Origin of the sequence: Psychrobacter sp. APC 3279, assembly GCF_030407795.1 — a bacterium.
Classification (GTDB): domain Bacteria; phylum Pseudomonadota; class Gammaproteobacteria; order Pseudomonadales; family Moraxellaceae; genus Psychrobacter.
This window is the reverse complement of record NZ_JASDCR010000009.1, coordinates 77724-99448: the sequence shown is the minus strand read 5'-3', so window position 1 is coordinate 99448 and position 21725 is coordinate 77724. Positions and strand designations below refer to the sequence as shown.

Below are 21725 nucleotides of genomic sequence, written 5' to 3'. Positions count from 1 at the left end.
TTTTTGCGCTAACCTAGCGCGTATGACTTATAACAAGTACCATCCTTATAAACTAGCTTACTTCTACTGCTGATGTCTAATACTCATTGCTATTATAAAATTGCTGCGAAAATCATGCCAAACATATATGAGTGTCGAAACCCAATGAGAATGATGGAGTTAGACTAGTATGCTGTTATTTAGATTTAACTATAAAGACCTTGCCATTACTACCATTGCAGCTAGTAGATAGCTTTTTTATTTTTCGATAGAGAATCTTATGCCACCTAACTTCCATGCCGATACTCCACTTGCTCAGCGTATGCGCCCTACTTCTCTTACCGAAATCATTGGTCAAGAGCATTTGCTGGCAACTGGTGCACCGCTACGACGTTTAGTAGAGCAAGGACACCTGCCATCTATTATCCTGCACGGTGAAGCAGGTATTGGCAAAACAACCATTGCGATGCTATTAGCCGATGCCGTCAATCGACCTTTTCATGCGCTTTCCGCGTTAAATACTGGTGTCAAACAGTTACGCGAAGTCTTAGATAGTAAAGATTCATTGGCATTTGAGTCACCTGTGCTCTTCATTGATGAAATTCATCGCTTTAATAAAGCACAGCAAGATGCACTTCTGGGTGCGGTAGAGTCTGGTGACATTACTTTGATTGGTGCTACCACTGAAAACCCATCGTTCAGTGTCAACAACGCTCTACTATCACGTTGCCAAGTATATCGTTTAGAGCCGTTAACACCTGAGCAGATAAGTGCCGTGCTACAACGAGCGCTTTCAGAAGATAATATACTCAAAAAGTTAACCATCGATTTACAAGCAAAAGATACCATCAGCCAGTTGGCCCATGGTGATGCTCGAAAAGCGCTAAATTTATTAGAGTTAGCCATTCAGACCGCTGATGCTAAACAGTCGCCAGTGATTATCGATGATGAATTGATCAGCCGAGTGGCACAGACTGCTTTGGTAAGATATGACAAAGATGGTGAGCAGCATTACGATATTATCTCAGCGATGATAAAGTCCGTCCGCGGCTCAGATCCAGATGCGGCATTGTATTGGATGGCACGTATGCTCGTAGGCGGCGAACCTGCTGATTTTATTGCGCGGCGCTTGGTGATTTTGGCCAGTGAAGATATTGGTAATGCCAATCCTAATGCCTTACTCCTAGCTGATGCGGCATTACGTAGTGTGCAATCTATTGGTATGCCAGAAGCGCGCATTATTTTAGGTCAAGTCGTGGTGTATTTAGCAACTAGTGCCAAAAGCAATAGCACTTATAAAGCGATCAATGCTGCGATGGCGTTGGCTGAAAAAGATGCCTCACCTGTACCGCTACATTTGCGCAATGGTGTGACCAAACTGATGCGTAGTCAAGGCTACGGTCAAGGTTATGCTTACCCGCACGATTATCCTAACCATTACTATCCTCAAAGCTACTTACCAGATAATTTGGTTGGTACCAGTTTCTACGAGTTTGCAGATAATCAGCGTGAGCAGCATAGCAAGCAATTTATGGATTGGTTAAAAAGCCAAGCAGCGAGCAATAACTAACTATGATATAGATTAATAAAAATGTAACGCACAAATGTAACGCACAGATTTATGAGTCAGTTTTAATGGTCATTGATAATATTTATGACTATTTTTGACATACTGAACGATATAGTGGGAAGATGGCGCAGCACGTGACGCTGAAAAGCGTTAAAATAACCTAATAATGATATATACAAGCAATGAAGCGAATCACTTTTATATCAAATTATATTGCTTATAGCGCGATTTACTTGACCGTAGTAGCGCTTTGCTTGACCGTAACAGCGCTTTGTATTATCTACTGCTACAATAAGCAGATAGAGCCCTATATTCTAAATGACACCTATTTATAAATAATAAAATATTGAGATTTACTATGAGTTTAAATGCAATCCCTGAGATTATCGAAGATATTCGTGCTGGAAAAATGGTCATCTTGATGGATGATGAAGACCGCGAAAACGAAGGTGATATCATCATGGCAGCGACGCATGTGCGCCCTGAAGATATTAACTTTATGATTACTCACGCACGCGGCTTGGTTTGTTTGACCTTATCACAAGCACGTTGCCAGCAATTGGCACTGCCACTGATGTCAGATCGTAACGAGGCGAAGTTTAGCACCAACTTTACTGTCTCGATTGAAGCGGCTGAAGGCGTCACTACGGGTATTTCTGCTGGTGATCGTGCACGTACTATTCAAGCGGCGGTATCTTCATCAGCAAAGCCTGAAGACATCGTTCAGCCTGGACATATTTTTCCAATTATGGCACAAAACGGCGGTGTTCTTCACCGTGCAGGCCATACAGAAGCGGGTTGTGATTTAGCACGTTTAGCAGGTCTAGAGCCTGCAGCGGTGATTGTAGAGATTATCAATGCAGATGGTACGATGGCGCGCCGTGACGACCTTGAAATATTTGCAAAAGAGCATGACATTAAGATAGGCACGATTGCTGACCTTATCAACTACCGTATCGCTAATGAGCAAACGGTCGAAGAGATTGAGTCACATCCTTTTGAAACTGAACACGGTACTTTTACGCTACATCGCTTCCGTGAGTTTGGGGCTGAAGAAACACATTTAGCCTTGGTAAAAGGTGATGTCAGCGAAGGCGTCAGCACTGTACGTGTACACGGTTTCCACCCATTACGCGATTTGTTTGCAGCTAAAAACGATATGACTGGCCGTAGTGGCTGGAGCGTACAGTCAGCACTAGAAGAAATCAGTGCTTCAGATCGTGGTGTGCTGGTATGGATTGGTAGCAATCAGCCAGTTGATTTGGGAGATGCGCTGGACAAAGCCGCAGACAACGAGTCTCAATCAACCATTACGCAACAGCCATATCGTAGTATCGGTGTTGGTGCACAGATATTACGTCATTTAGGTGTCCGTGATATGCGCTTATTGTCATCGCCAATGAAGTTTTTTGCATTGTCAGGTTTTGATCTAAATGTGGTTGATTTTGTTCATGCGCCGCAACAAGACTAAAAACTGTTTAAGAAAATAGTTAAAGAATGAGTGATAAAAAAGGCACGCTAATATTATGTTAGCGTGCCTTTTTTGTTTTTAGCTTTTACTTTACGATAATTTTTTTGAAAAAATGAACCATCGACTCATATAGAAACCGACCTAAAGCTCAGGCGTATGACCAAACTTGGCTTCCAGTGCTAGCAGCTGTTGACGCTCTGCTGCTGTCCATGGCAATTTACCTTTTCCATCACTATCCAGACGCACTACCACGGCCTCTGCCGTAGCAACGATTGTTTCTTGTGCGATACTATAGTAACTATATTCCATCGCCATACTTGTATTGCCTAAACGCTTACAACGAACTCCTAATAATAATGTATCAGGATAAGTAACTGGGCGTAAATACTGGCAGCTAGACTGGGCTAAAACAGTGACCATACTGCCATCAAACATACCTAGCGCATGCAAATAACTAATACGCGCTGACTCAGCGTAACGATAGTAAACCACATTATTCAGGTGATTGAAGGCATCCATCTCTCCCCACTGTATCGGCTGATGATGAATAACAGGATAATGGGCTAGTAATTCAGGGCGGTGTTCGTTTGCTGTATCAGATATAGATGTCGAACTTTCATTATAATGGGTCATTTCTTACCTTACGTTTTATATTTTCTGTATTAACTATTGTGACTAACTCTCGTTAGCGTTGCGGCTTATCCAAAATTTCTGTCGTCAATAATGGCGTTGGTTTTGGTGCATGAGCAATCAACTGATTTAGCCATACAATTACTTCTGGTATGTCACTCGGTGCTTTCATTGTCTCAAGATTACTTTGACCATCGATTGGTTTTTTATCTGCTTGTACAATGCCAATCGCACCAGCTTGTGCTGACTTTTTATTATCGCTAGTTGAGGCCTTAGGCACCAACGTTTTTAATTGTTTGCGTGCTTGCGTCAAATAGCTGACAAGTTGATCTTGCTTACGCATATTGCTGGCTTGGCTTGCTAGATTCAACGTCATGATGACTTCATGGATAGTGAGCTGACGACGCGTTAAATTTGTATCACTAGTCGCTGAAGTATCATTCGCTTTGAGCTGCTGTTTATTTTCAGTAGCTGCATCTACTAGCTCTCGACGCTGTAGATCCGTACCTTCGTAGCTACCAAGACGCTCATGACTGTGCAAAAATTCCTGAATGTTTTGAATCGCCAGATTTTGTATTTGCCACGGGCTTGGCTGCGAGCTTTGGGCCTGCAGACGCTCAATATCTTTGAGCAAACTTTGCTTAATAACGATGGTTAACGCAGGCGCAATCTCATTACTGCTTTGCGACAACTGCCAATGTAGACCTCGCAATAACTCAATCGCCGCACTGTCATTACTATCTGCCAACAGTCTATCAGCAGCTTTGATTTGGATACGCAACAGGTCCAACTGATTCTGCGCTTGGCTACTGGCCTTAACTCTAGGCTCTGGCAGCGTCTGCTGACTCATGGCAAATAGACGATCGTCCATTTCGTTTAATCGACTGATTACTTGCTCATTACTCTGCAAACGATCGTTGACACTATGCTGAAAGCGCTGCTGACTAATATATAGCCACAATAATGCAGCGATCAGTAATAAGATAACCAGCCATTGCATCCGTAGCAGCAAAATATTTGCTTGCCGGCGCTGCTGAACAGTAGAAGGATCCTTAGATAAGGACTCAGAATTCATTGACATAAGGCAGTACCGTTATTGGTATAGATAAACATGTTTAAAGCAAATGAGAAGTTTAAAGTATTATATTTTAGAATGAATGGCTGAGAGAATCGTATCTGGCGATAAGTCCTCTACTCGCCAGTAGCTCAACTGCTGTGCGGCAACCATATTGGCCAGACGCTCACCCAACACAACGTAGGAGAAATCTTTTAACGTAAGCGATAGCCGCTGTGCTGTATTAGCCACTGCATCAGAATCTTGCCCTTTGTCGACCGTCTTTGATTGGCTGTCATTGACAATACTTGACCAATGCTCAAAAGCTGCCGCACTGCTGATGACGACAATTGGCTTTGGCTGCTTTGGTAGGGCAATATCTGACGCAATACTATGAGTAAGAAATGCTTGTTGCCACTGCTGATAATGAGCCAATGCCTCGATAGGCATCGCACGCTCGTACCAAGCAATACTATCGATATGTACACCGCGCGCCTGCAATGTATCAACTAATAATCGTCGTCCACCAAGCCCGCGCCATATCAGCAATTTATCGCCTGCTTGTAAGCTATCAATTTCAGGCATTGCTAGCATGCCTTCGTTATTGGCCGTCTTAGGCTGAAGTATTTGATAGTTTGTTGTGTTTATACGCACCTGACTGAACTCTGCCGCCGTTGCTTCACCAACCGCAACCAGAGGACTAGGTAGGGATAACCCCTCTAGTAAACTCTGTGCATAAATGTCTGTCGTTTTGTATTCGCAATCTTTATATTCATTTTCAAGTGATTGCCAAACGGCTAGCCCTGAAGCGGCAGCAGTTGGACTGACAATAACAAGCGCTTTGTAGCCCCCCGCCAGCCACTGATGCATTAATGCAATATCTAGATCAGTTGTTGGACGTGGTCGTAGTGTCAACATTGGCATCTCAATCACTGTCAATCCTGCCGCTTGTAAATACTGAGTCAACGGTGCTGCTCGCTCTACTGGGCGAGTATTGATGACAATTTGCGGCATTACGTTTGACTTCTCATTAGCATAATTCTTAAGAGAAATGGTGTATGTAGATTGAATTGGCATTGATGACATCGATATACCATGACAAAAAGCGAATGAAAAAGGCTTAAGCATACAAGAGTGGCTGATGCTTAGATCAGCCTATCTTACGGTTGATCAAACCTATAGCGACTGTACTTGTACTACTCAGGCTGATAAATGGCTGACAAAATAGCGCCTGCGCCATCAGCAAGCAGCATTTCTGCGACATCGATACCTAATTGATTGGCTTGGGCTTCTTGCTCAGCTTGTGTCCCAACCAACGTAGCTCGTTTGTCCGCTTTCAACAACTCGCTACCATCGGCCTGACCCACTCGACCGCGTAGCCACAGCACATTCCCGCTGTCGTTATTGCCATTATCACCATTGTTGTCATTATTAACACTGGTTTCTCCAGCTGTCTGCAGAACTGCATAAGCGGCGATCGGTACTTGGCAGCCGCCCTCTAAATGACGGTTCAGAGCACGCTCAGCGATAAGCCGAATACGAGCTTTATCATCATTGAGTGGTGCAAGTAATCTTAGTACTTCTTCATCGCCTTCACGGCATTCAATTGCTAAGGCACCTTGCCCAACTGCAGGCAAGCAAGCTGCGATATCAAGCTCACCGCGTATTCTCGCGTTTAGCTCAATACGTTGCAAGCCGCTGGTCGCTAAAATAATGGCATCGTATTCACCAGCATCTAACTTGCCCAAACGAGTGCCAACATTGCCGCGCAAGGTTTTTATTTGCAGGTCAGGACGATAGGCTTTGATCTGGCATTGACGACGTAAACTTGATGTTCCAACGACTGCACCTTGCGGTAGCTCATCAATACTATTATAAGTGTTTGAGACAAAGGCATCTGTTGGTGATGCGCGTTTACAGTAGACGCCTAATGTGAGGCCTTCGGGAAGCTGCATGGGTACATCTTTTAGCGAGTGCACTGCAATATCGGCTTGCTTATCATACAGCGCTTGCTCAAGCTCTTTTACAAACAATCCTTTGCCACCGATTTTGGCCAAAGGTGTATCCAAAATCTTGTCACCCTTAGTGACAATTTTTAGTAAGTTAATCGTCAGATTAGGATACAGCGCCAATAAACGATCACGAATATGCTCAGCCTGCCACAAGGCTAAAGGACTTTGACGTGTAGCGATATTTAAAGTAGTCAAAACAGGTTGCTGCGGATTGCTCATAAAGGACCTCAATAAGTTCGATACTAATACTATAATGGCTTTAGTCCCTATATCAGTACTGTTCACCTTTGTACTGAATAATATCGATATTACTCGATAGGGCAGATTTGCCAAAGCATAGGCGACTCAAATGATTAATAGTAGATGCTGACGCAAAAAAATACCCCTATTTAAGCATAAATAAGGGTTTGATGATATGGAATGATTGGTCGCTATCAGGACAGCCTATTACATGCTTTGGATTTTATCACGTAGGGCAGGTAAGTGGCGACGACTGACCGCTAGCGTCTCATCAATACCTTTAAATCGTATCTGATACTGGCCTGCATCCAAAGTTTCTAAAAAGTCCAAATAACTAAGGTTGATGATGGCATTGCGATGTACTCGGAACAGACGATCATCAAACTCTTGCTCTAACTCTTTTAGCGTTTCATCAATCAATACCATGCCATCTTTGTGACGCACTTTGACGTATTTTTGATCTGCTGCAAAATAGTAGATATCTTTTAGCTTAATCAGTTCAACACCGCGATGCGTACGAGCAGCGATATGTTCACGTATCGGACGTGCTGTCGGGTCTTCAAGCTTGCGAATTTCATTTAGTTGAGCAGCATTTAGGTTCTTTGCTTTGTTTAATGCCTCTAGTAGCTCATCTTTGTTTGCAGGTTTCAACAAGTAGCCAATTGCATTGGCTTTTAACGCTGCGATCGCATAATGGTCGTATGCCGTCACAAATATAATCGCTGGTGGATGCTCAAGTTTGGCAAGCTCTTGAGCACAGCGCACTCCGTCCATCTCAGGCATTCGGATATCTAATAATATGATATCTGGCTGCTGGGTTTTTACAGCGACGATGGCTTCTGCACCTGTTGTGGCCTGAGCAACTACCTCATGGCCTGACTCTTGTACAATTCTCACCAAGCGCTCACGCGCTAAGGGCTCATCATCACAAACTACGATACGCATGCAAACTCCCATCCAAGGACATACTTAATATTTGTTTCAATAGCATTACAGCTATATTAGCACTCATTATCAATCACGTAGAATCTAAAGTCTAAATTATTTAATAAAATTCTGACAAAAACTACCAGTTTTTATAGCGGACAATATACTCCTGCTATCGGTAGATTTTATATGGTGTAATTGTGTTTCACGGCAGTTATGATATTACTGATTCGTAATCATTATTTATCAAACACAAATATCAAACACGGAATATGATACCTATACATGGTGATGCAATAAGTATGCCACATAGGTTTTTAAGCATTGAAAAAGAGAGGAAATTAATAAATAACAGCAGGTTATAAACCCACGTCTTGTAAAGGATAGTCGATGATAGTGATAATTTGAGTACTGGCTACCGAGCTTTGGATATCAGCACTTTGTCCAAAATGGGCGCGCAAACGATCAGCTTGAATATAGAAATTCATATGTTGGCGCAAGTCGTGGTTGATGATCAATGTCTTTTTGGGAAGTGCAACATCAATCATAATTTTGACTCGATGTTGTTCCCACGTGACTTCGATATTGATGCATATAGTTTCTGTGGTCATCTCTACCACATTGAGCAGTATTTTTTCTAGCACGCTTTGTAGCGTCAGCGCAGTGATAACCATGTCATACATGATATCTTCTTCAGGTAACTTCCAATTGACTTCGAGCTTGTCTGCTAAACGACTAGATTCGATTGCCAAATAATGCTCACAAAGATCAACTTCTTCTTCAAAGCTAATCTCGCGTGTACCACTAAAACTAGCGCGGAATAATGCAGAGACATGTTGTAATAAGTCAGCAGCTTTTGGCGGGTTTGATTCAATTAGTGATATAAGTGTGTTGATCGTGTTGAAGAAAAAATGCGGGGCGGTACGAGCTTTAATCAAATCATTTTGCGCGGTCAACTTATACTCAAAAGATACCTTGAGCGCATTCAGTTCACGATGGCTACGCAAAAAATACAATAAGAACACAGCGGTAAAACCGCCAGTAAGTACTGTATTGAACATCAAATTAATAACAAAAGCTTGACGGTTGTACTCCATCCACCCTAGATTGATCATGACCAAAACCACCAACACCATAGAGACCGTGGCGGAAAACATCATGAGCATGACAATACGCACACTCACACTAGGAATGCTCGCGTTTTTGAAGACAGGACGCAAATAATCGACCAAATATAGTGCGGGAATAACCGTCAGTGCATTTTGTATCACGCGAGAAAAAAGCTTGATAATAAAATCAGACCAGCCTGATAGACCATGGCGCTCAATCACCGTCAAAAACAATGACCAAAAAAAGATATATGTCAGCCACTGCCAAGGCCTCATGATTTCCATGAGTTTAGGAATAAAAAACTCTAAGCGTGTAGCTAGTAAGGCAACCTCATCATTTGCTATACTCGAGTTCTTATTCTTTTGACTTGTCTTGTACCGATATGAACGCCAATTCTTCAAAACCTAGTAATCCTGAATCAAGTAAAAGTTCATCTGACTCTGATTTTAGCACAGATGTTCCTACAACAAGTACCACAACGCAGACTGCGCCTGCTAGTAGCCAAGGCCAACAAATGTGGGGCGGGCGCTTCAGTGAAGCGACAGATAGCTTCGTTGCCGCCTTTACTGCCTCTGTAGGCTTTGACCAACGCTTTGCTCGTCACGATATTCAAGGCTCGATTGCGCATGCAACGATGCTAAAAGAATGTAACATTTTAACTGCTGATGAAGTTGCCACCATTATCGATGGCCTGCAGCAAGTATTGCGTGAGATTGAAGCGGGTGAGTTTAACTGGTCGATCGCCCTTGAAGACGTGCATATGAACGTCGAGTCACGTTTGACTGACATCATAGGTGCCGTTGGTAAAAAGCTACATACTGGACGTAGCCGTAATGATCAGGTAGCCACAGACATTCGCCTATGGTTGCGCGAAGAGACTGATAATATCATTGAGTTATTAGTACGTTTGCAAAGTGGTTTACTTGATTTGGCTGAGCAACATACTGATACTATCATGCCAGGCTTTACTCATTTGCAAACAGCACAGCCTGTTAGCTTTGGGCATCACGTGATGGCATGGTTTGAGATGTTGTATCGCGATACTGAGCGTCTTGTCGATGCACGCCGCCGTATCAACCAGATGCCACTTGGTAGTGCAGCGCTTGCTGGTACAACTTTCCCAATCGATCGTACCATCACTGCTGAATTGCTAGGTTTTGAAGGTATTTGCCAAAACTCACTTGATGCTGTTTCAGACCGCGACTTTGCGATTGAGTTCACTTCAGCAGCATCGATCCTGATGATGCATATGTCACGCATGAGCGAAGAGATTATTCTTTGGATGTCAGCACAATTTAATTTCGTGCAGATACCAGATCGCTTCTGTACGGGCTCATCGATCATGCCGCAAAAGAAAAATCCTGACGTACCTGAGTTGGTACGCGGCAAAGCGGCACGTGTCTTTGGTCAGTTGATGACTTTGCTTAGCCTAATGAAGAGCCAGCCGCTCGCCTACAACAAAGACAATCAAGAAGACAAAGAACCTTTATTTGATTGTGTCGATACGTTGACAGGTTCATTATTAGCATTTGCTGATATGCTACCAAACATCACACCAAACAAAGAAAGCATGCGTGCCGCTACGATGAAAGGCTATGCAACTGCGACTGACTTGGCAGATTACCTAGTACGTCAAGGCGTGGCATTCCGTGACGCGCATGAAGTCGTTGGTAATGCTGTTGCTTTGGGCATCAAAGAAGGTGTTGATCTAAGTGATTTGTCATTGGCACAGCTACAGCAATTTAGCGATGCCATCGGTGAAGATGTCTTCGACTATCTAACGCTAGAAGGCTCATTAGCAGCTCGTGACCATTTAGGTGGCACTGCGCCAAACCAAGTCAAGCAAGCAGTGGTCAATGGACGTGCTCGCTTAAAAGCTTTTGCCTAATCAGTACTTTTGAATAAAAGCTAACCTGCTAATATAAATTTAACACCCGCTATCTATGCGGGTGTTTTTATTTGTCCTATGACCTTTACCGGTTTAGCCAATGTCATTATCAAAATATCACTAGCTTTGAAAACCTAAATAAAAAGGTCAAACGTAGATAGTAATTGTCATGTACCAACTACCAAAGACTTTTAACAAATGGATAGAGGCTTGAAGATATACATTAGTACCCTTTGCTAAATCTACCAAGACCGTTATCATAGACTCATATGATATTTGATTTAACCACTTAATATAATGAATAAGGAATGCCTTATGACTGAGACTTTTAACCCTCAAGCAAATACTGTGTTTTGTCGTAAATATAAACAAGATTTACCAAAGATGCCGCATCCACCCTTCCCTAATAAAAAAGGTCAAGAGTTGCAAGAGACCGTATCTGAAAAGGCGTGGAAAGAATGGCTTGAGCATCAAACTATGCTCATTAATGAGAATCATCTAAGCATGATGGACCCTGCTGCCAAAAAATTCTTGACCGAGCAGCGTGATAAGTTTTTAGATAATGAAGACTACGAACGCGCGCAAGGTTGGACGCCTGAAAGTTAATCGTTTTGATTTGATAATTTTGGTTTAATAGCCATAAAAAAACGCGCTTACTATAGCGCGTTTTTTATTGTAAGGTAAAAATTATAATCCTTCTTATCAGCCTTCATCACTATCTGACGTTTCAAGCTCACTGGCTGGCAATGTGCTTACTTGACGAGCGGCTAAGCGATCATTGGCCTCTTGTACTGCTTTTTCGACCATTGAGTAGTCAGAGTGACGCACGTCTTGGCCACTGATATAGTTGATGACAAGTTCGGCAACGTTTTGAGCATGATCGCCAATACGCTCAAGCGAACGTAAAATCCACATGATATTGATGACTTTTGAGACTTGTCTAGAGTCTTCCATAATATAAGTCATCAGTGCTCGAATGGCCGTTTGGTATTCACTATTGACCACACTGTCGTTACGCATGACTTCAAACGCCAATTCAGCATTTGATTGGCTAAACGCTTCTAGCGAATTGTTAAGCATCACCCGTACTTGATTACTCAAATGCTGTACTTCAGCATAACCGTAAGAGGATTTGCCTTGGGCAGCTATCTTGCTGGCCATTCGCGCAATTTTTACCGCTTCATCGCCGATACGTTCTAAATCGACCACGCCTTTACTGATAGACATGACCAAACGCAAATCTCCGGCTGCAGGCTGGCGTTTTGCCACTAATAGCAGGATATGCTCATCAAGCTCTACTTCCATTCGATTGATATCGAAGTCCATATCGATGACTTCTTGCGCCAGTGACTCATCTTTGTCGATGAGCGCGTGAATGGCTTTGGCTACTTGGTTCGCAGCACTGTCACCCATATATAAGAACAAGCGGATGGCTTCATCAAGATCTTGGTCAAAACTTTTGGAGATATGCTTATCACTTTGCATAAGAGGTATTCCCTAGAATCTATATTTTAATAGCGCGGTGTGCTTGTGAAGTTAGAAAGTCGGCTTATAACATGCTAATCAGCGTTGTCTGCTTGTACCGATTCCAATCTCAATCAATGTTAGCCATAACGACCTGTAATATAGTCTTCGGTCGCGGTCTGGGCAGGTTTGGTAAATATCTGATCGGTCTCACCCATCTCAATCATATCGCCTAGATACATATAGACCGTATAATCAGATACGCGTGCTGCTTGCTGCATATTGTGAGTGACGATAGCGATGGTGTAGTCGTTTTTCAGATCTTCGATCAAATCTTCGATAGCACCCGTCGAAATAGGATCCAGGGCTGATGTCGGTTCATCAAGCAACAGCACTTCAGGCTTAGTCGCGACACTACGTGCGATACATAGACGCTGCTGCTGACCACCTGATAACGACAGTCCTGATGCTTTTAGCTTGTCTTTAACTTCTGGCCATAGCGCTGATTTTTTCAGTGCCCACTCGACACGATGATCTAGCTCGTCTTTGCTTAATTTTTCATACAGTCGTACGCCAAAGGCGACATTGTCATAGATTGACATTGGGAACGGCGTTGGCTTCTGAAAGACCATGCCAACTTGTGCACGCAGTAAGTTCACATCGATATCTTTACCCAAGATGTTTTTGCCATCTAAATTGATATTGCCCTCTGCGCGCATACCTGGATATAGATCGTACATGCGGTTGAAGGTACGCAGTAGCGTAGACTTACCACAACCTGAAGGACCAATAAAAGCGGTCACTTTTTTATCAGCGATATCGATATTGATGTTTTTTAATGCCTGAAAATCATCGTAATAGAAGTTTAGATCTCGAACTTCCATTTTTGCAGCAGGCATATTCTTAGGAATATCTTGAATCGTTTGTTTATTAAAATCAGCAGTGTTTGGTTGCTGAGCTTGGGCGCTAGTAGACATGGGTCTATTTAATAGGCTGCCTGTTGCCGTATTAAAGTTGTCAGCAGTCGTGTTCGTACGGACGTTGCTTAGGACATCATTCATAATATTTCAACCTAGCTCAATTAATTTCATATAAGTTTAAGTAAATGCTTAGCGTGTAGCGTACTACGGTCTGGTCTGCTCTCAACCCTTATTTGGGTTGACCTCTACCACCGATAAATCTTGCCAAAATATTCAACACTAGGACAGACGCAGTGATAAGCAATGCTGCCGCCCAAGCCAATGTATGCCAGTTGTCATAAGGACTCATCGCAAACTGGTAAATGGTATTGGGTAAGTTAGCAATAGGCTGACCCATATCTGTACTGAAGTATTGATTGTTAAGTGCGGTAAATAGTAACGGTGCTGTCTCACCAGTGATTCGAGCAAAAGCCAATAGCACACCTGTGGTCAGTCCCGCGCGCGCAGCTTTCACAGTGACCTGAGTGACCAGTTTCCATTTAGGAGTCCCTAGCGCATAGGCCGCTTCGCGTAGGCTATTAGGTACCAAGTTCAGCATGTTTTCTGTCGTACGTACGACCACTGGAATAACAATCAATGCCAATGCCAACGCGCCTGCCCAACCAGAGAAACTTTGACCTTTTACCATCAGTGCATAGATAAATAGACCGATGACAATCGATGGCGCTGATAATAGAATATCATTCAAAAAGCGAGTGACTTTGCCCAGCATACTGCCTTTAGAAAACTCAGATAAGTAAATACCTGTCATAAGACCAATAGGGGCACCGATAAACAAGCCTGAAAACGCCAACATGACCGAACCAACGATAGCATTGCGTAAGCCGCCTGCACTCATCGGCGGCGGCGTATCAGCAGTAAAGATTGGTAGCTGCACCATGCCTTGGAAGCCTTCAACAAACAAAGTCACCAAAATCCATGACAACCAAAATAAGCCAAAAACCATCGCTGACATGGCAAAACCTAGACCTAACTTGTTGGTCAAACGACGCTTGTTATAAAGGCTTTGATTGTAGCGGGTAGCGCCGTTTGGCTGAGTAGGTAGTGGTGCATTGATCGCATTGTTAGCAGGCATAATATTTATTTCCCATATCTTTTATCAATATCTATCAAGGTTCAATAAATCGGTAACAGACTTATCGGTTACCTGCTTTGTGATCCATGCGCATGAGCATCAGTTTTGCTAAAGACAGCACAATGAAGGTGATGACAAATAAGATTAAGCCTAGATGTAGTAGAGACGCAAGATGTAGCTCACTAGACGCTTCAGCAAACTCATTGGCCAAGGCCGAGGTAATCGTCACACCCGAAGTAAATAGGCTTGGACTGATATTAAACGCATTACCAATCAAGAAAGTAACTGCCATCGTCTCACCCAATGCTCGACCAAGACCCAAAATTACACCACCAACGACACCAGCTTTGGTATAAGGCAGGATAATTTTGAACATGACTTCCCAAGTCGTCGCACCCATGCCATATGCTGACTCTTTCAGTAAGTCTGGTACGACAGAGAAAACATCACGCATGGTGGCAGCGATGAACGGTATGATCATAATGGCAAGTACTAGGGAGGCGGTAAACATACCCAGTCCCATAGGCGCACCTGCAAACAGTTTACCGACAATAGGCAAAGGCCCGACGTGCTCAATGAACCATGGCTGAATGTGATCACCAAAGAATGGCGCAAATACGAACAGTCCCCACATGCCATAAATAATAGATGGGATACCAGCCAACAACTCAATGGCAATACCAAGTGGTTTTTTGAGGAACTTAGGGCACATCTCGGTTAAAAATATCGCAATACCGAAACTGACTGGAACCGCGATAACAATAGCGATAAATGACGTGACTAAGGTACCGTAAATAGGCGCTAATGCCCCGTATTCATTGGCGACTGTATCCCAGTTATTGCTGGTATAAAATCCCAAACCAAACTCTTGAATACTCGGCCATGCTCCAACAATTAGAGACACCAAAATGCCCCCTAAAGATAGGAGGACGAGTATGGCAAACGCTTTGGTAGAGTTGACAAATAAAGCGTCGTAACGTTTTTGTTTAGCCAGTTGGGACCTTAAGTCTGTCATAAGTGTCTCAGCATTGAATGGGATGAATCGAAATATTAAAAGATGTATATCAGGTCTTAACACAACAAACTTAAACGGTATGAGTAAGCATATTTATCGAGATGTATTCATCAAATTTGCTGTGTTAAAACCTCTCAAACAACTACCGGAGAATAGTTATTCGAGAGGATAACTTGTCAGTTGCTAAATAGTATTTAGCAGAAACAAATTACTGAGCTGGCTTGTAGACAGGCTGTCCATCGCTACCTTTTACTTCGTTCCACTTCTCTTTGAACAAGGCCACTGCCGTGTCAGAGAATGGTACGTAGTCTAGTTCCATGGCGCTGTCATCACCTTGGGTATAAGCCCAGTCAAAGAAGTTCAACACGCCAGCGACTTGCTGAGGATTTTCTGGTTGCTTATGTACCAAGATAAAGGTCGCAGCAGCGATAGGCCATGCTTGGTCAGTTTCAGAGTTGGTGATGACTTTATAAAAGCCTTCTTGTTGTGACCAGTCGATATCACCTGCTGCAGCAAACGTCTCAGCAGATGGCTGTACGATGTTACCAGCTGCGTTTTTCAGCGCAGTATGTGACATCTTATTTTGCTTAGCGTAAGCATACTCAACATAGCCGATAGAGTTTTTCATGCGGTTTACGTAGCTTGAAACGCCTTCGTTACCTTTACCACCTGCACCAGTAGCAGAAGTCGGCCATTTGACGGTTTTATCAACGCCAACAGTGTCTTTCCAGTCTGGTGAAACCTTGGCAAGATAGTCAGTGAAGTTAAACGTCGTACCTGAACCGTCTGAGCGGAATACTGTTGTGATTGCGGCATCTGGCAAGGTCAAATCTGGGTTCATCGCCTTAATCGCAGGGTCATTCCAGTTACTGATTTTACCCAAATAGATATCAGCCAGCGTTGTGCCGTCTAGCTTCAGTGCACCAGGCTCCACACCGTCGATATTGACGATTGGGACAACACCACCGATGACTGTTGGGAACTGAATCAAACCTGCTTCGTCTAACTCTTCAGGCGTCATCGGTGCATCAGAAGCACCAAAATCTACTGTTTTTGACTGGATTTGTTTGATACCACCAGATGAACCAATCGACTGATAGTTGACTTGGCCGCCGGTCGCAGCATTGTAGTCATATGACCATTTCGCATAGATAGGCTGCGGGAACGACGCACCTGCACCTGTGATATTCATAGCGATATTTTCAGCAGATTTAAAATCTGACGTAGCAGAAGATGCTGTCTGAGAGGTTGTTTCAGCTGTTGTCACAGCGCTACTGCTAGTATCAGCAGTTGGCTCCGTCGTATCTGTTGACTTATTACACGCCGTAAGCATTAATGTACAACTGACGGCCACTGCTAATAACGAATAACGCATGTAGGACTCCTGAAGTTTAACAACGGTATAAAAAAGCATTGTTTGTGATATGCGTGTTATCTTGCCAAATCTTTATGACAGTTTAATGACAACTTCTAGAATCCTTCATTCGCTTTACATAATATTTGAATAATTTATCTACAGTCCAACAGTGATTTGCCTACAGCCTAATAATACTAAGCATCCTCATCTATTAACACTCAGAAAAATTATTCACGAAAATATTGAACCGTGTGTTTGACGCAGAATATTTGTATCCAAATACTATTAGCCGTTGGTACAGAATTTTGTTAGTATGAAGGCTGATTTACAACACTGACAGACTCGGGGTGCGGTGTATTTTTGGCTCACTTTATTAAACTTGCTTTATTAAAGTAGTCGCCTTGATACATTCGCTGAGAGATCACCCGCCGAACCTGATGCGGTTAGTACCGACGCAGGGAAGTCTTAAGCACTTTGTTATTTATGACAAAGGGCGCGTAGAAATACATTTTTATCGTCACTACTGTCTTAATATGCGTGATGCATAGCCAGATAAGAAGAGAGGATATAAAGCTGCGCCCAATATTTGATGACCACCATGCGCGACGATATTTTTTGGTCGAAGTTGTGGGTTCATAATATAAATTTGTCTAAATGATGGATGCCTACCCCCGCAGATACTGGCGGTGTTGATTTTATTCAAAAACCAACACGCTAGGACAGCATATGACTACTGCAGACACCACCTCAATTGCACCGAAAGCCCAAACGCATAACCCAGCCGACAACTCAACGCTTGCTTCAAATGCTGCTGACACGACCAACGTCAAAGCAGATAAAAAAGCAGATGCGCTAAAAACCCCTGCTCACCGTGCCGCAAGTGATGCCCGTTTCGAAGAAGATGCGCGCGACTTGCACCGTATCTTACCTGCCTCACGAAAAGTCTATATCGAAGGCTCAAGACCTGACATCCAAGTACCGATGCGTGAAATCAGCTTGGCTGATACACCTGTTGGCGGTACTGGAGATAAAGATGGTGAGCATAATCCGCCGTTTTATGTGTATGACACCTCAGGTGTATATACCGACCCTAATGTCGATATCGACCTCACACGTGGATTGCCAAAACTGCGTGAGAACTGGATCGCAGAACGCAATGATACAGAGCAGTTAAGCGGCCTATCCAGCTCATACGGACAAGCACGTGCCCGCGATATCAGCACTGCCAATCTTAGATTTGCTCATATTGATAAACCGCGTCGCGCCAAAGCAGGACAGAACGTCACGCAAATGTACTACGCGCGCCGTGGCATCATCACGCCTGAGATGGAATATATCGCCATACGCGAAACGCAAAAGCAGCATGAACTGACCGATATGCGTCAACACGATGGCGAGAGCTTCGGTGCCAATACGCCTCAAATCATTACTCCTGAATTTGTCCGTGATGAAGTAGCGGCTGGACGCGCTATTATCCCAAACAACATCAACCACCCTGAATCTGAGCCGATGATCATCGGGCGCAATTTCTTGGTGAAAATCAATGCCAATATCGGTAACTCAGCGCTGGGTTCGTCTATCGATGAAGAAGTGTCCAAAATGACGTGGGCCACGCGTTGGGGGGCGGATACCATTATGGATCTATCAACGGGCAATCATATTCATGAAACACGTGAATGGCTAATCCGTAACTCTCCTGTACCGATTGGTACGGTACCGATTTATCAAGCACTAGAAAAAGTCGATGGCGTCGCTGAAGACCTTACGTGGGAGATATTCCGTGATACGTTGATCGAGCAAGCAGAGCAAGGCGTAGATTACTTTACTATTCACGCCGGCGTACTATTACGCTATGTACCGCTTACCGCAAAACGTCTGACAGGTATCGTCTCACGCGGCGGCTCTATCATGGCGCAGTGGTGTCTTGCCCATCACAAAGAAAGCTTTTTATACACGCATTTCGAAGACATCTGCGAGATTATGAAACAGTACGATGTAGCATTTAGTCTAGGTGATGGCCTACGTCCTGGTTGCTTGCAAGATGCCAATGATGAAGCGCAGTTCGGTGAACTACGTACGCTTGGTGAATTGACCAAAGTCGCATGGGAGCATGATGTACAGGTGATGATCGAAGGCCCTGGACACGTGGCGATGAACCGGATCAAAGAAAACATGGACTTGCAGCTTGAGCTATGTGCTGACGCGCCTTTCTATACTTTAGGGCCATTAACCACAGATATCGCCCCAGGCTATGACCACATCACTAGCGCCATCGGAGCTGCCATGATTGGATGGTTTGGTACAGCGATGCTGTGCTATGTCACGCCAAAAGAACACTTAGGCCTACCAAACAAAAAAGACGTCAAAGACGGCATTATTACTTATAAAATCGCTGCGCACGCTGCTGACCTTGCTAAAGGTCATCCAGGAGCGCAGGCACGTGACAATGCGCTATCTAAAGCACGTTTTGAATTCCGCTGGGATGATCAGTTCAATCTAGCGCTCGATCCTGATACTGCACGCGAATATCATGATGAGACGTTGCCAAAAGACGCACACAAATCGGCACACTTCTGCTCTATGTGCGGCCCTAAGTTTTGTTCAATGAAAATCACTCAAAACGTGCGTGAATATGCAGCAGGGCTGGATAAAGATGCCGCTAACCAAAAAGTAACGCCGCAAACAGGCGACTTAACCGATGCTGGTCACCTAATCAAAGAGGTAGATACAGAGCTCGTCGGACAAGTTGGTGAAGCCACTGCTGAGGAAATTCGCCAAGGCATGGCGGAGATGACTAAAAAATATAACAACGAAGGACGTCAGCTATATAAAGAGGTGTAGGGTCAATAACCGATACTTTTGAAATAAGAAAAGCCCTACTATTTAAGCATTTGCACACTTATCTAGTAGGGCTTTTTTTGGCTTATTTACTCATGATTTATGTACGAGTTTTTATTTACTACGTTTACACTTTCGACGCTTCATAGATCTCTTCAATTGAGGCATTAATGGTTTCAGCAAACTCGCTGTCGCTTTGTTGCTTACTCAAACCTTCGGTAAAGGCACGCGAGAAGCTCGCAATCATACCTGGGTTTTGTTTGAGCTTGGCACAAGCATCGCTACGACTATAGCCACCAGATAACGCCACAACTTTTAGCACTTTAGGATGGTCAATCAGCTCCTGATAAAACCTAGCCTCTTCTGGCAATGTTAGCTTGAGCATCACTTGATGTTCGTCATTCAAGCGTTCCAGATTGCGCAGGATATCTGTCTTCAACAGTAACTCGCACTCATGCTTTTGAGTGCTTTCAATATTTACCTCTGGCTCGACGATAGGCATCAGACCTTTTGAAATAATTTGCTTAGCCACATCAAACTGCTGCTGTACCATAAGCTCGATACCATCGACGTTTGGCTCATAGATGACTGAGCGCATTTTAGTACCAAATACAGGATAGTTCTTTGCTTTATCTAATAATAAATCTAGATTCGGAATCGGCTTCATAACTTGTACGCCGCTCATTTGCTCAGCCAGTCCTTTATCTACCTTTAAAAATGGTACGATATTTTTATCTTCCCATAGGTAATTAGCCGTCGACTTACCGTTGACTTCGCGCTCCATGGTGTCTTCAAACAAGATTGCACCAAGTACACGCTCACTATCAAAACAGTCACACGTCATGATACGAGCACGCATTTCATGAACCAAATCAAACATGGCTTCATCATTATCATAAGCATCACTGCTGACACCATAAGTCTCTAACGCTTTCGGTGTACTGCCACCACTCTGATCAAGAGCAGCAATAAAACCTGAACCATTTTTTATACGCTGTAATTGCTTATCGTATTCCATTGAGCCTGCATCCTATTTTTATTGGTTAAGTTAAATATCATAAACTAAGCTTTTTTATTCCATACAAGCCGTGTTATTTGTAGATAACCTTATCATAGGATGATTTGTATGCCTATATAGGATACGTGACAATATAGCCAAAAAATCATGAAACCAATACTTTTGGACAGTGTGCATTACGCCAAAAATAGCACCCCTACACAGCAGACTGCCAATACTAATCCTATTATATTGATACGGTTCAGCTGCTCTTTAAACACACCGACGCCAATCAATGTCGCTACGGCAATAACACCGACATTCATACCAGTAAAAACAATACTAGGCGAATCATGCAGCACTTGGTGTGCCCGTACATAGGCGTAGATATTGCCCATGTTTAATGCACCGAGCAGCAAGCCTGACATAAGTGCTTGTTTTTGCCAACGTACCCGTGTGACAAGTAAATAGATTAGAAGCAATACACCTGCTACCCCGAAGCTAACCAATAAAGTCAACGGAAAGGCCGCCCCTTGTTTGGCAACTTGTTTGAACAAAATATCAATAATGCCGTAGCCTGCCCATACCCCGAATAACCATAGTGGCGTATGCTTTGCTTGCCGAGTAATATCGTTATGCTGTGGCCGATAGACAAGCGCACCTAATGCCAAAAATCCTAACGCCAATCCAAGTATACGTGTACCAGTCAGCACCTCACCGAATAGCAAGAAAGCCGCTACGATAGGAATAATAAGTGATAAGCGCTGAGACGCGTCGGTTGCTACCATCCCCACCGCCTCAATGGCTCGTCCCAAAATGATAAATACGGCAGGCAATAGTACTCCAAGCGCGATGATGATGCCCCAAGCGCTATCAAGCGCATGAATGGTCCCGATATCAGGTTTTAGTAATACCCAGGTCAGTAAAAAAGCCACAGGATAGCCTGCTACGATGGTCTGACGAATATCTATATTTTTCTGGCGCAATATTTTTAAAAGCACTGAGACAGCGACGCTACATAGCACCGCTATTATTAAATACATCATTCACTGCTACCTTTTGAACTTCAATGTTGAGTTATTACTGTTCGTATATTTATAGAAACCATTAAATAAAAT

At 43.5% G+C, this 21725-nt stretch carries 18 protein-coding genes and 1 riboswitch; of the genes, 5 read left to right on the top strand and 13 right to left on the bottom strand.

Annotation, left to right across the window (positions count from 1 at the left end; all coding sequences use genetic code 11):
* The first annotated feature begins 259 nt into the window (after window positions 1-259).
* Both QL898_RS06485 and ribBA read left to right on the top strand, forming a co-directional pair.
* Complete coding sequence (locus QL898_RS06485) at window positions 260-1549, top strand: replication-associated recombination protein A (RefSeq protein WP_290176218.1); 1290 nt, start codon at window positions 260-262, stop codon at window positions 1547-1549.
* Between the two features lie 358 nt (window positions 1550-1907).
* Window positions 1908-3020, top strand: coding sequence for a bifunctional 3,4-dihydroxy-2-butanone-4-phosphate synthase/GTP cyclohydrolase II (gene ribBA / locus QL898_RS06480; RefSeq protein ID WP_057757842.1), 1113 nt, complete (start codon window positions 1908-1910; stop codon window positions 3018-3020).
* A 141-nt stretch (window positions 3021-3161) separates the two neighbouring features.
* On the opposite strand, the gene QL898_RS06475 is transcribed toward ribBA, so the two are convergent.
* The 6 genes from QL898_RS06475 to QL898_RS06450 all read right to left on the bottom strand — a co-directional run bounded on the left by QL898_RS06475 (window position 3162) and on the right by QL898_RS06450 (window position 9277).
* Window positions 3162-3653, bottom strand: a complete 492-nt coding sequence (locus QL898_RS06475; protein WP_290176217.1) for an acyl-CoA thioesterase — start codon at window positions 3651-3653, stop codon at window positions 3162-3164.
* A gap of 52 nt (window positions 3654-3705) precedes the next feature.
* Window positions 3706-4731, bottom strand: coding sequence for a hypothetical protein (locus tag QL898_RS06470; protein ID WP_290176216.1), 1026 nt, complete (start codon window positions 4729-4731; stop codon window positions 3706-3708).
* 60 nt (window positions 4732-4791) lie between these two features.
* The gene (locus tag QL898_RS06465; RefSeq protein WP_290176215.1) at window positions 4792-5790 is read right to left on the bottom strand and encodes a uroporphyrinogen-III synthase; all 999 of its coding nucleotides are present in this window, start codon (window positions 5788-5790) and stop codon (window positions 4792-4794) included.
* A gap of 110 nt (window positions 5791-5900) precedes the next feature.
* Window positions 5901-6935: a hydroxymethylbilane synthase gene (gene hemC / locus QL898_RS06460; protein ID WP_290176214.1), complete on the bottom strand. Its 1035-nt coding sequence runs from the start codon at window positions 6933-6935 to the stop codon at window positions 5901-5903.
* A 228-nt stretch (window positions 6936-7163) separates the two neighbouring features.
* Window positions 7164-7901 carry a LytTR family DNA-binding domain-containing protein gene (locus tag QL898_RS06455; protein WP_102078269.1) on the bottom strand — a complete coding sequence of 246 codons (738 nt, stop codon included), beginning with the start codon at window positions 7899-7901 and terminating at the stop codon, window positions 7164-7166.
* Between the two features lie 341 nt (window positions 7902-8242).
* Complete coding sequence (locus QL898_RS06450; protein ID WP_290176213.1) at window positions 8243-9277, bottom strand: histidine kinase; 1035 nt, start codon at window positions 9275-9277, stop codon at window positions 8243-8245.
* A 230-nt stretch (window positions 9278-9507) separates the two neighbouring features.
* Here QL898_RS06450 and argH point away from each other — a divergent pair, with 230 nt between their 5' ends.
* Complete coding sequence (gene argH, locus QL898_RS06445; protein ID WP_290176250.1) at window positions 9508-10881, top strand: argininosuccinate lyase; 1374 nt, start codon at window positions 9508-9510, stop codon at window positions 10879-10881.
* 315 nt (window positions 10882-11196) lie between these two features.
* On the top strand, window positions 11197-11487 hold the full coding sequence (locus QL898_RS06440) for an oxidative damage protection protein (RefSeq protein ID WP_057757820.1): 291 nt from the start codon (window positions 11197-11199) through the stop codon (window positions 11485-11487).
* Between the two features lie 96 nt (window positions 11488-11583).
* Here the strand turns inward: QL898_RS06440 and phoU are convergent, their stop codons facing one another.
* The 5 genes from phoU to pstS all read right to left on the bottom strand — a co-directional run bounded on the left by phoU (window position 11584) and on the right by pstS (window position 16790).
* On the bottom strand, window positions 11584-12366 hold the full coding sequence (phoU, locus tag QL898_RS06435) for a phosphate signaling complex protein PhoU (protein ID WP_290176212.1): 783 nt from the start codon (window positions 12364-12366) through the stop codon (window positions 11584-11586).
* A 119-nt stretch (window positions 12367-12485) separates the two neighbouring features.
* On the bottom strand, window positions 12486-13244 hold the full coding sequence (gene pstB / locus QL898_RS06430; RefSeq protein WP_290176249.1) for a phosphate ABC transporter ATP-binding protein PstB: 759 nt from the start codon (window positions 13242-13244) through the stop codon (window positions 12486-12488).
* Between the two features lie 250 nt (window positions 13245-13494).
* Window positions 13495-14400: a phosphate ABC transporter permease PstA gene (pstA, locus tag QL898_RS06425; RefSeq protein ID WP_201547488.1), complete on the bottom strand. Its 906-nt coding sequence runs from the start codon at window positions 14398-14400 to the stop codon at window positions 13495-13497.
* Between the two features lie 61 nt (window positions 14401-14461).
* Complete coding sequence (gene pstC, locus QL898_RS06420; RefSeq protein ID WP_102092671.1) at window positions 14462-15415, bottom strand: phosphate ABC transporter permease subunit PstC; 954 nt, start codon at window positions 15413-15415, stop codon at window positions 14462-14464.
* A 208-nt stretch (window positions 15416-15623) separates the two neighbouring features.
* A complete protein-coding gene (pstS, locus tag QL898_RS06415; RefSeq protein ID WP_290176211.1) occupies window positions 15624-16790 on the bottom strand; it encodes a phosphate ABC transporter substrate-binding protein PstS in 1167 nt (388 codons plus the stop codon).
* Between the two features lie 315 nt (window positions 16791-17105).
* A riboswitch (TPP riboswitch) is annotated at window positions 17106-17250 on the top strand.
* A gap of 248 nt (window positions 17251-17498) precedes the next feature.
* Here pstS and thiC point away from each other — a divergent pair.
* A complete protein-coding gene (thiC, locus tag QL898_RS06410; RefSeq protein WP_290176210.1) occupies window positions 17499-19613 on the top strand; it encodes a phosphomethylpyrimidine synthase ThiC in 2115 nt (704 codons plus the stop codon).
* Window positions 19614-19737: 124 nt separating this feature from the next.
* Here the strand turns inward: thiC and QL898_RS06405 are convergent, their stop codons facing one another.
* Both QL898_RS06405 and QL898_RS06400 read right to left on the bottom strand, forming a co-directional pair.
* Window positions 19738-20628: a fructose bisphosphate aldolase gene (locus QL898_RS06405; protein WP_290176209.1), complete on the bottom strand. Its 891-nt coding sequence runs from the start codon at window positions 20626-20628 to the stop codon at window positions 19738-19740.
* A 176-nt stretch (window positions 20629-20804) separates the two neighbouring features.
* Entirely contained in the window at window positions 20805-21653 is an 849-nt protein-coding gene (locus tag QL898_RS06400) for an EamA/RhaT family transporter (RefSeq protein WP_290176208.1), read from the bottom strand.
* Between the last annotated feature and the right edge of the window lie 72 nt (window positions 21654-21725).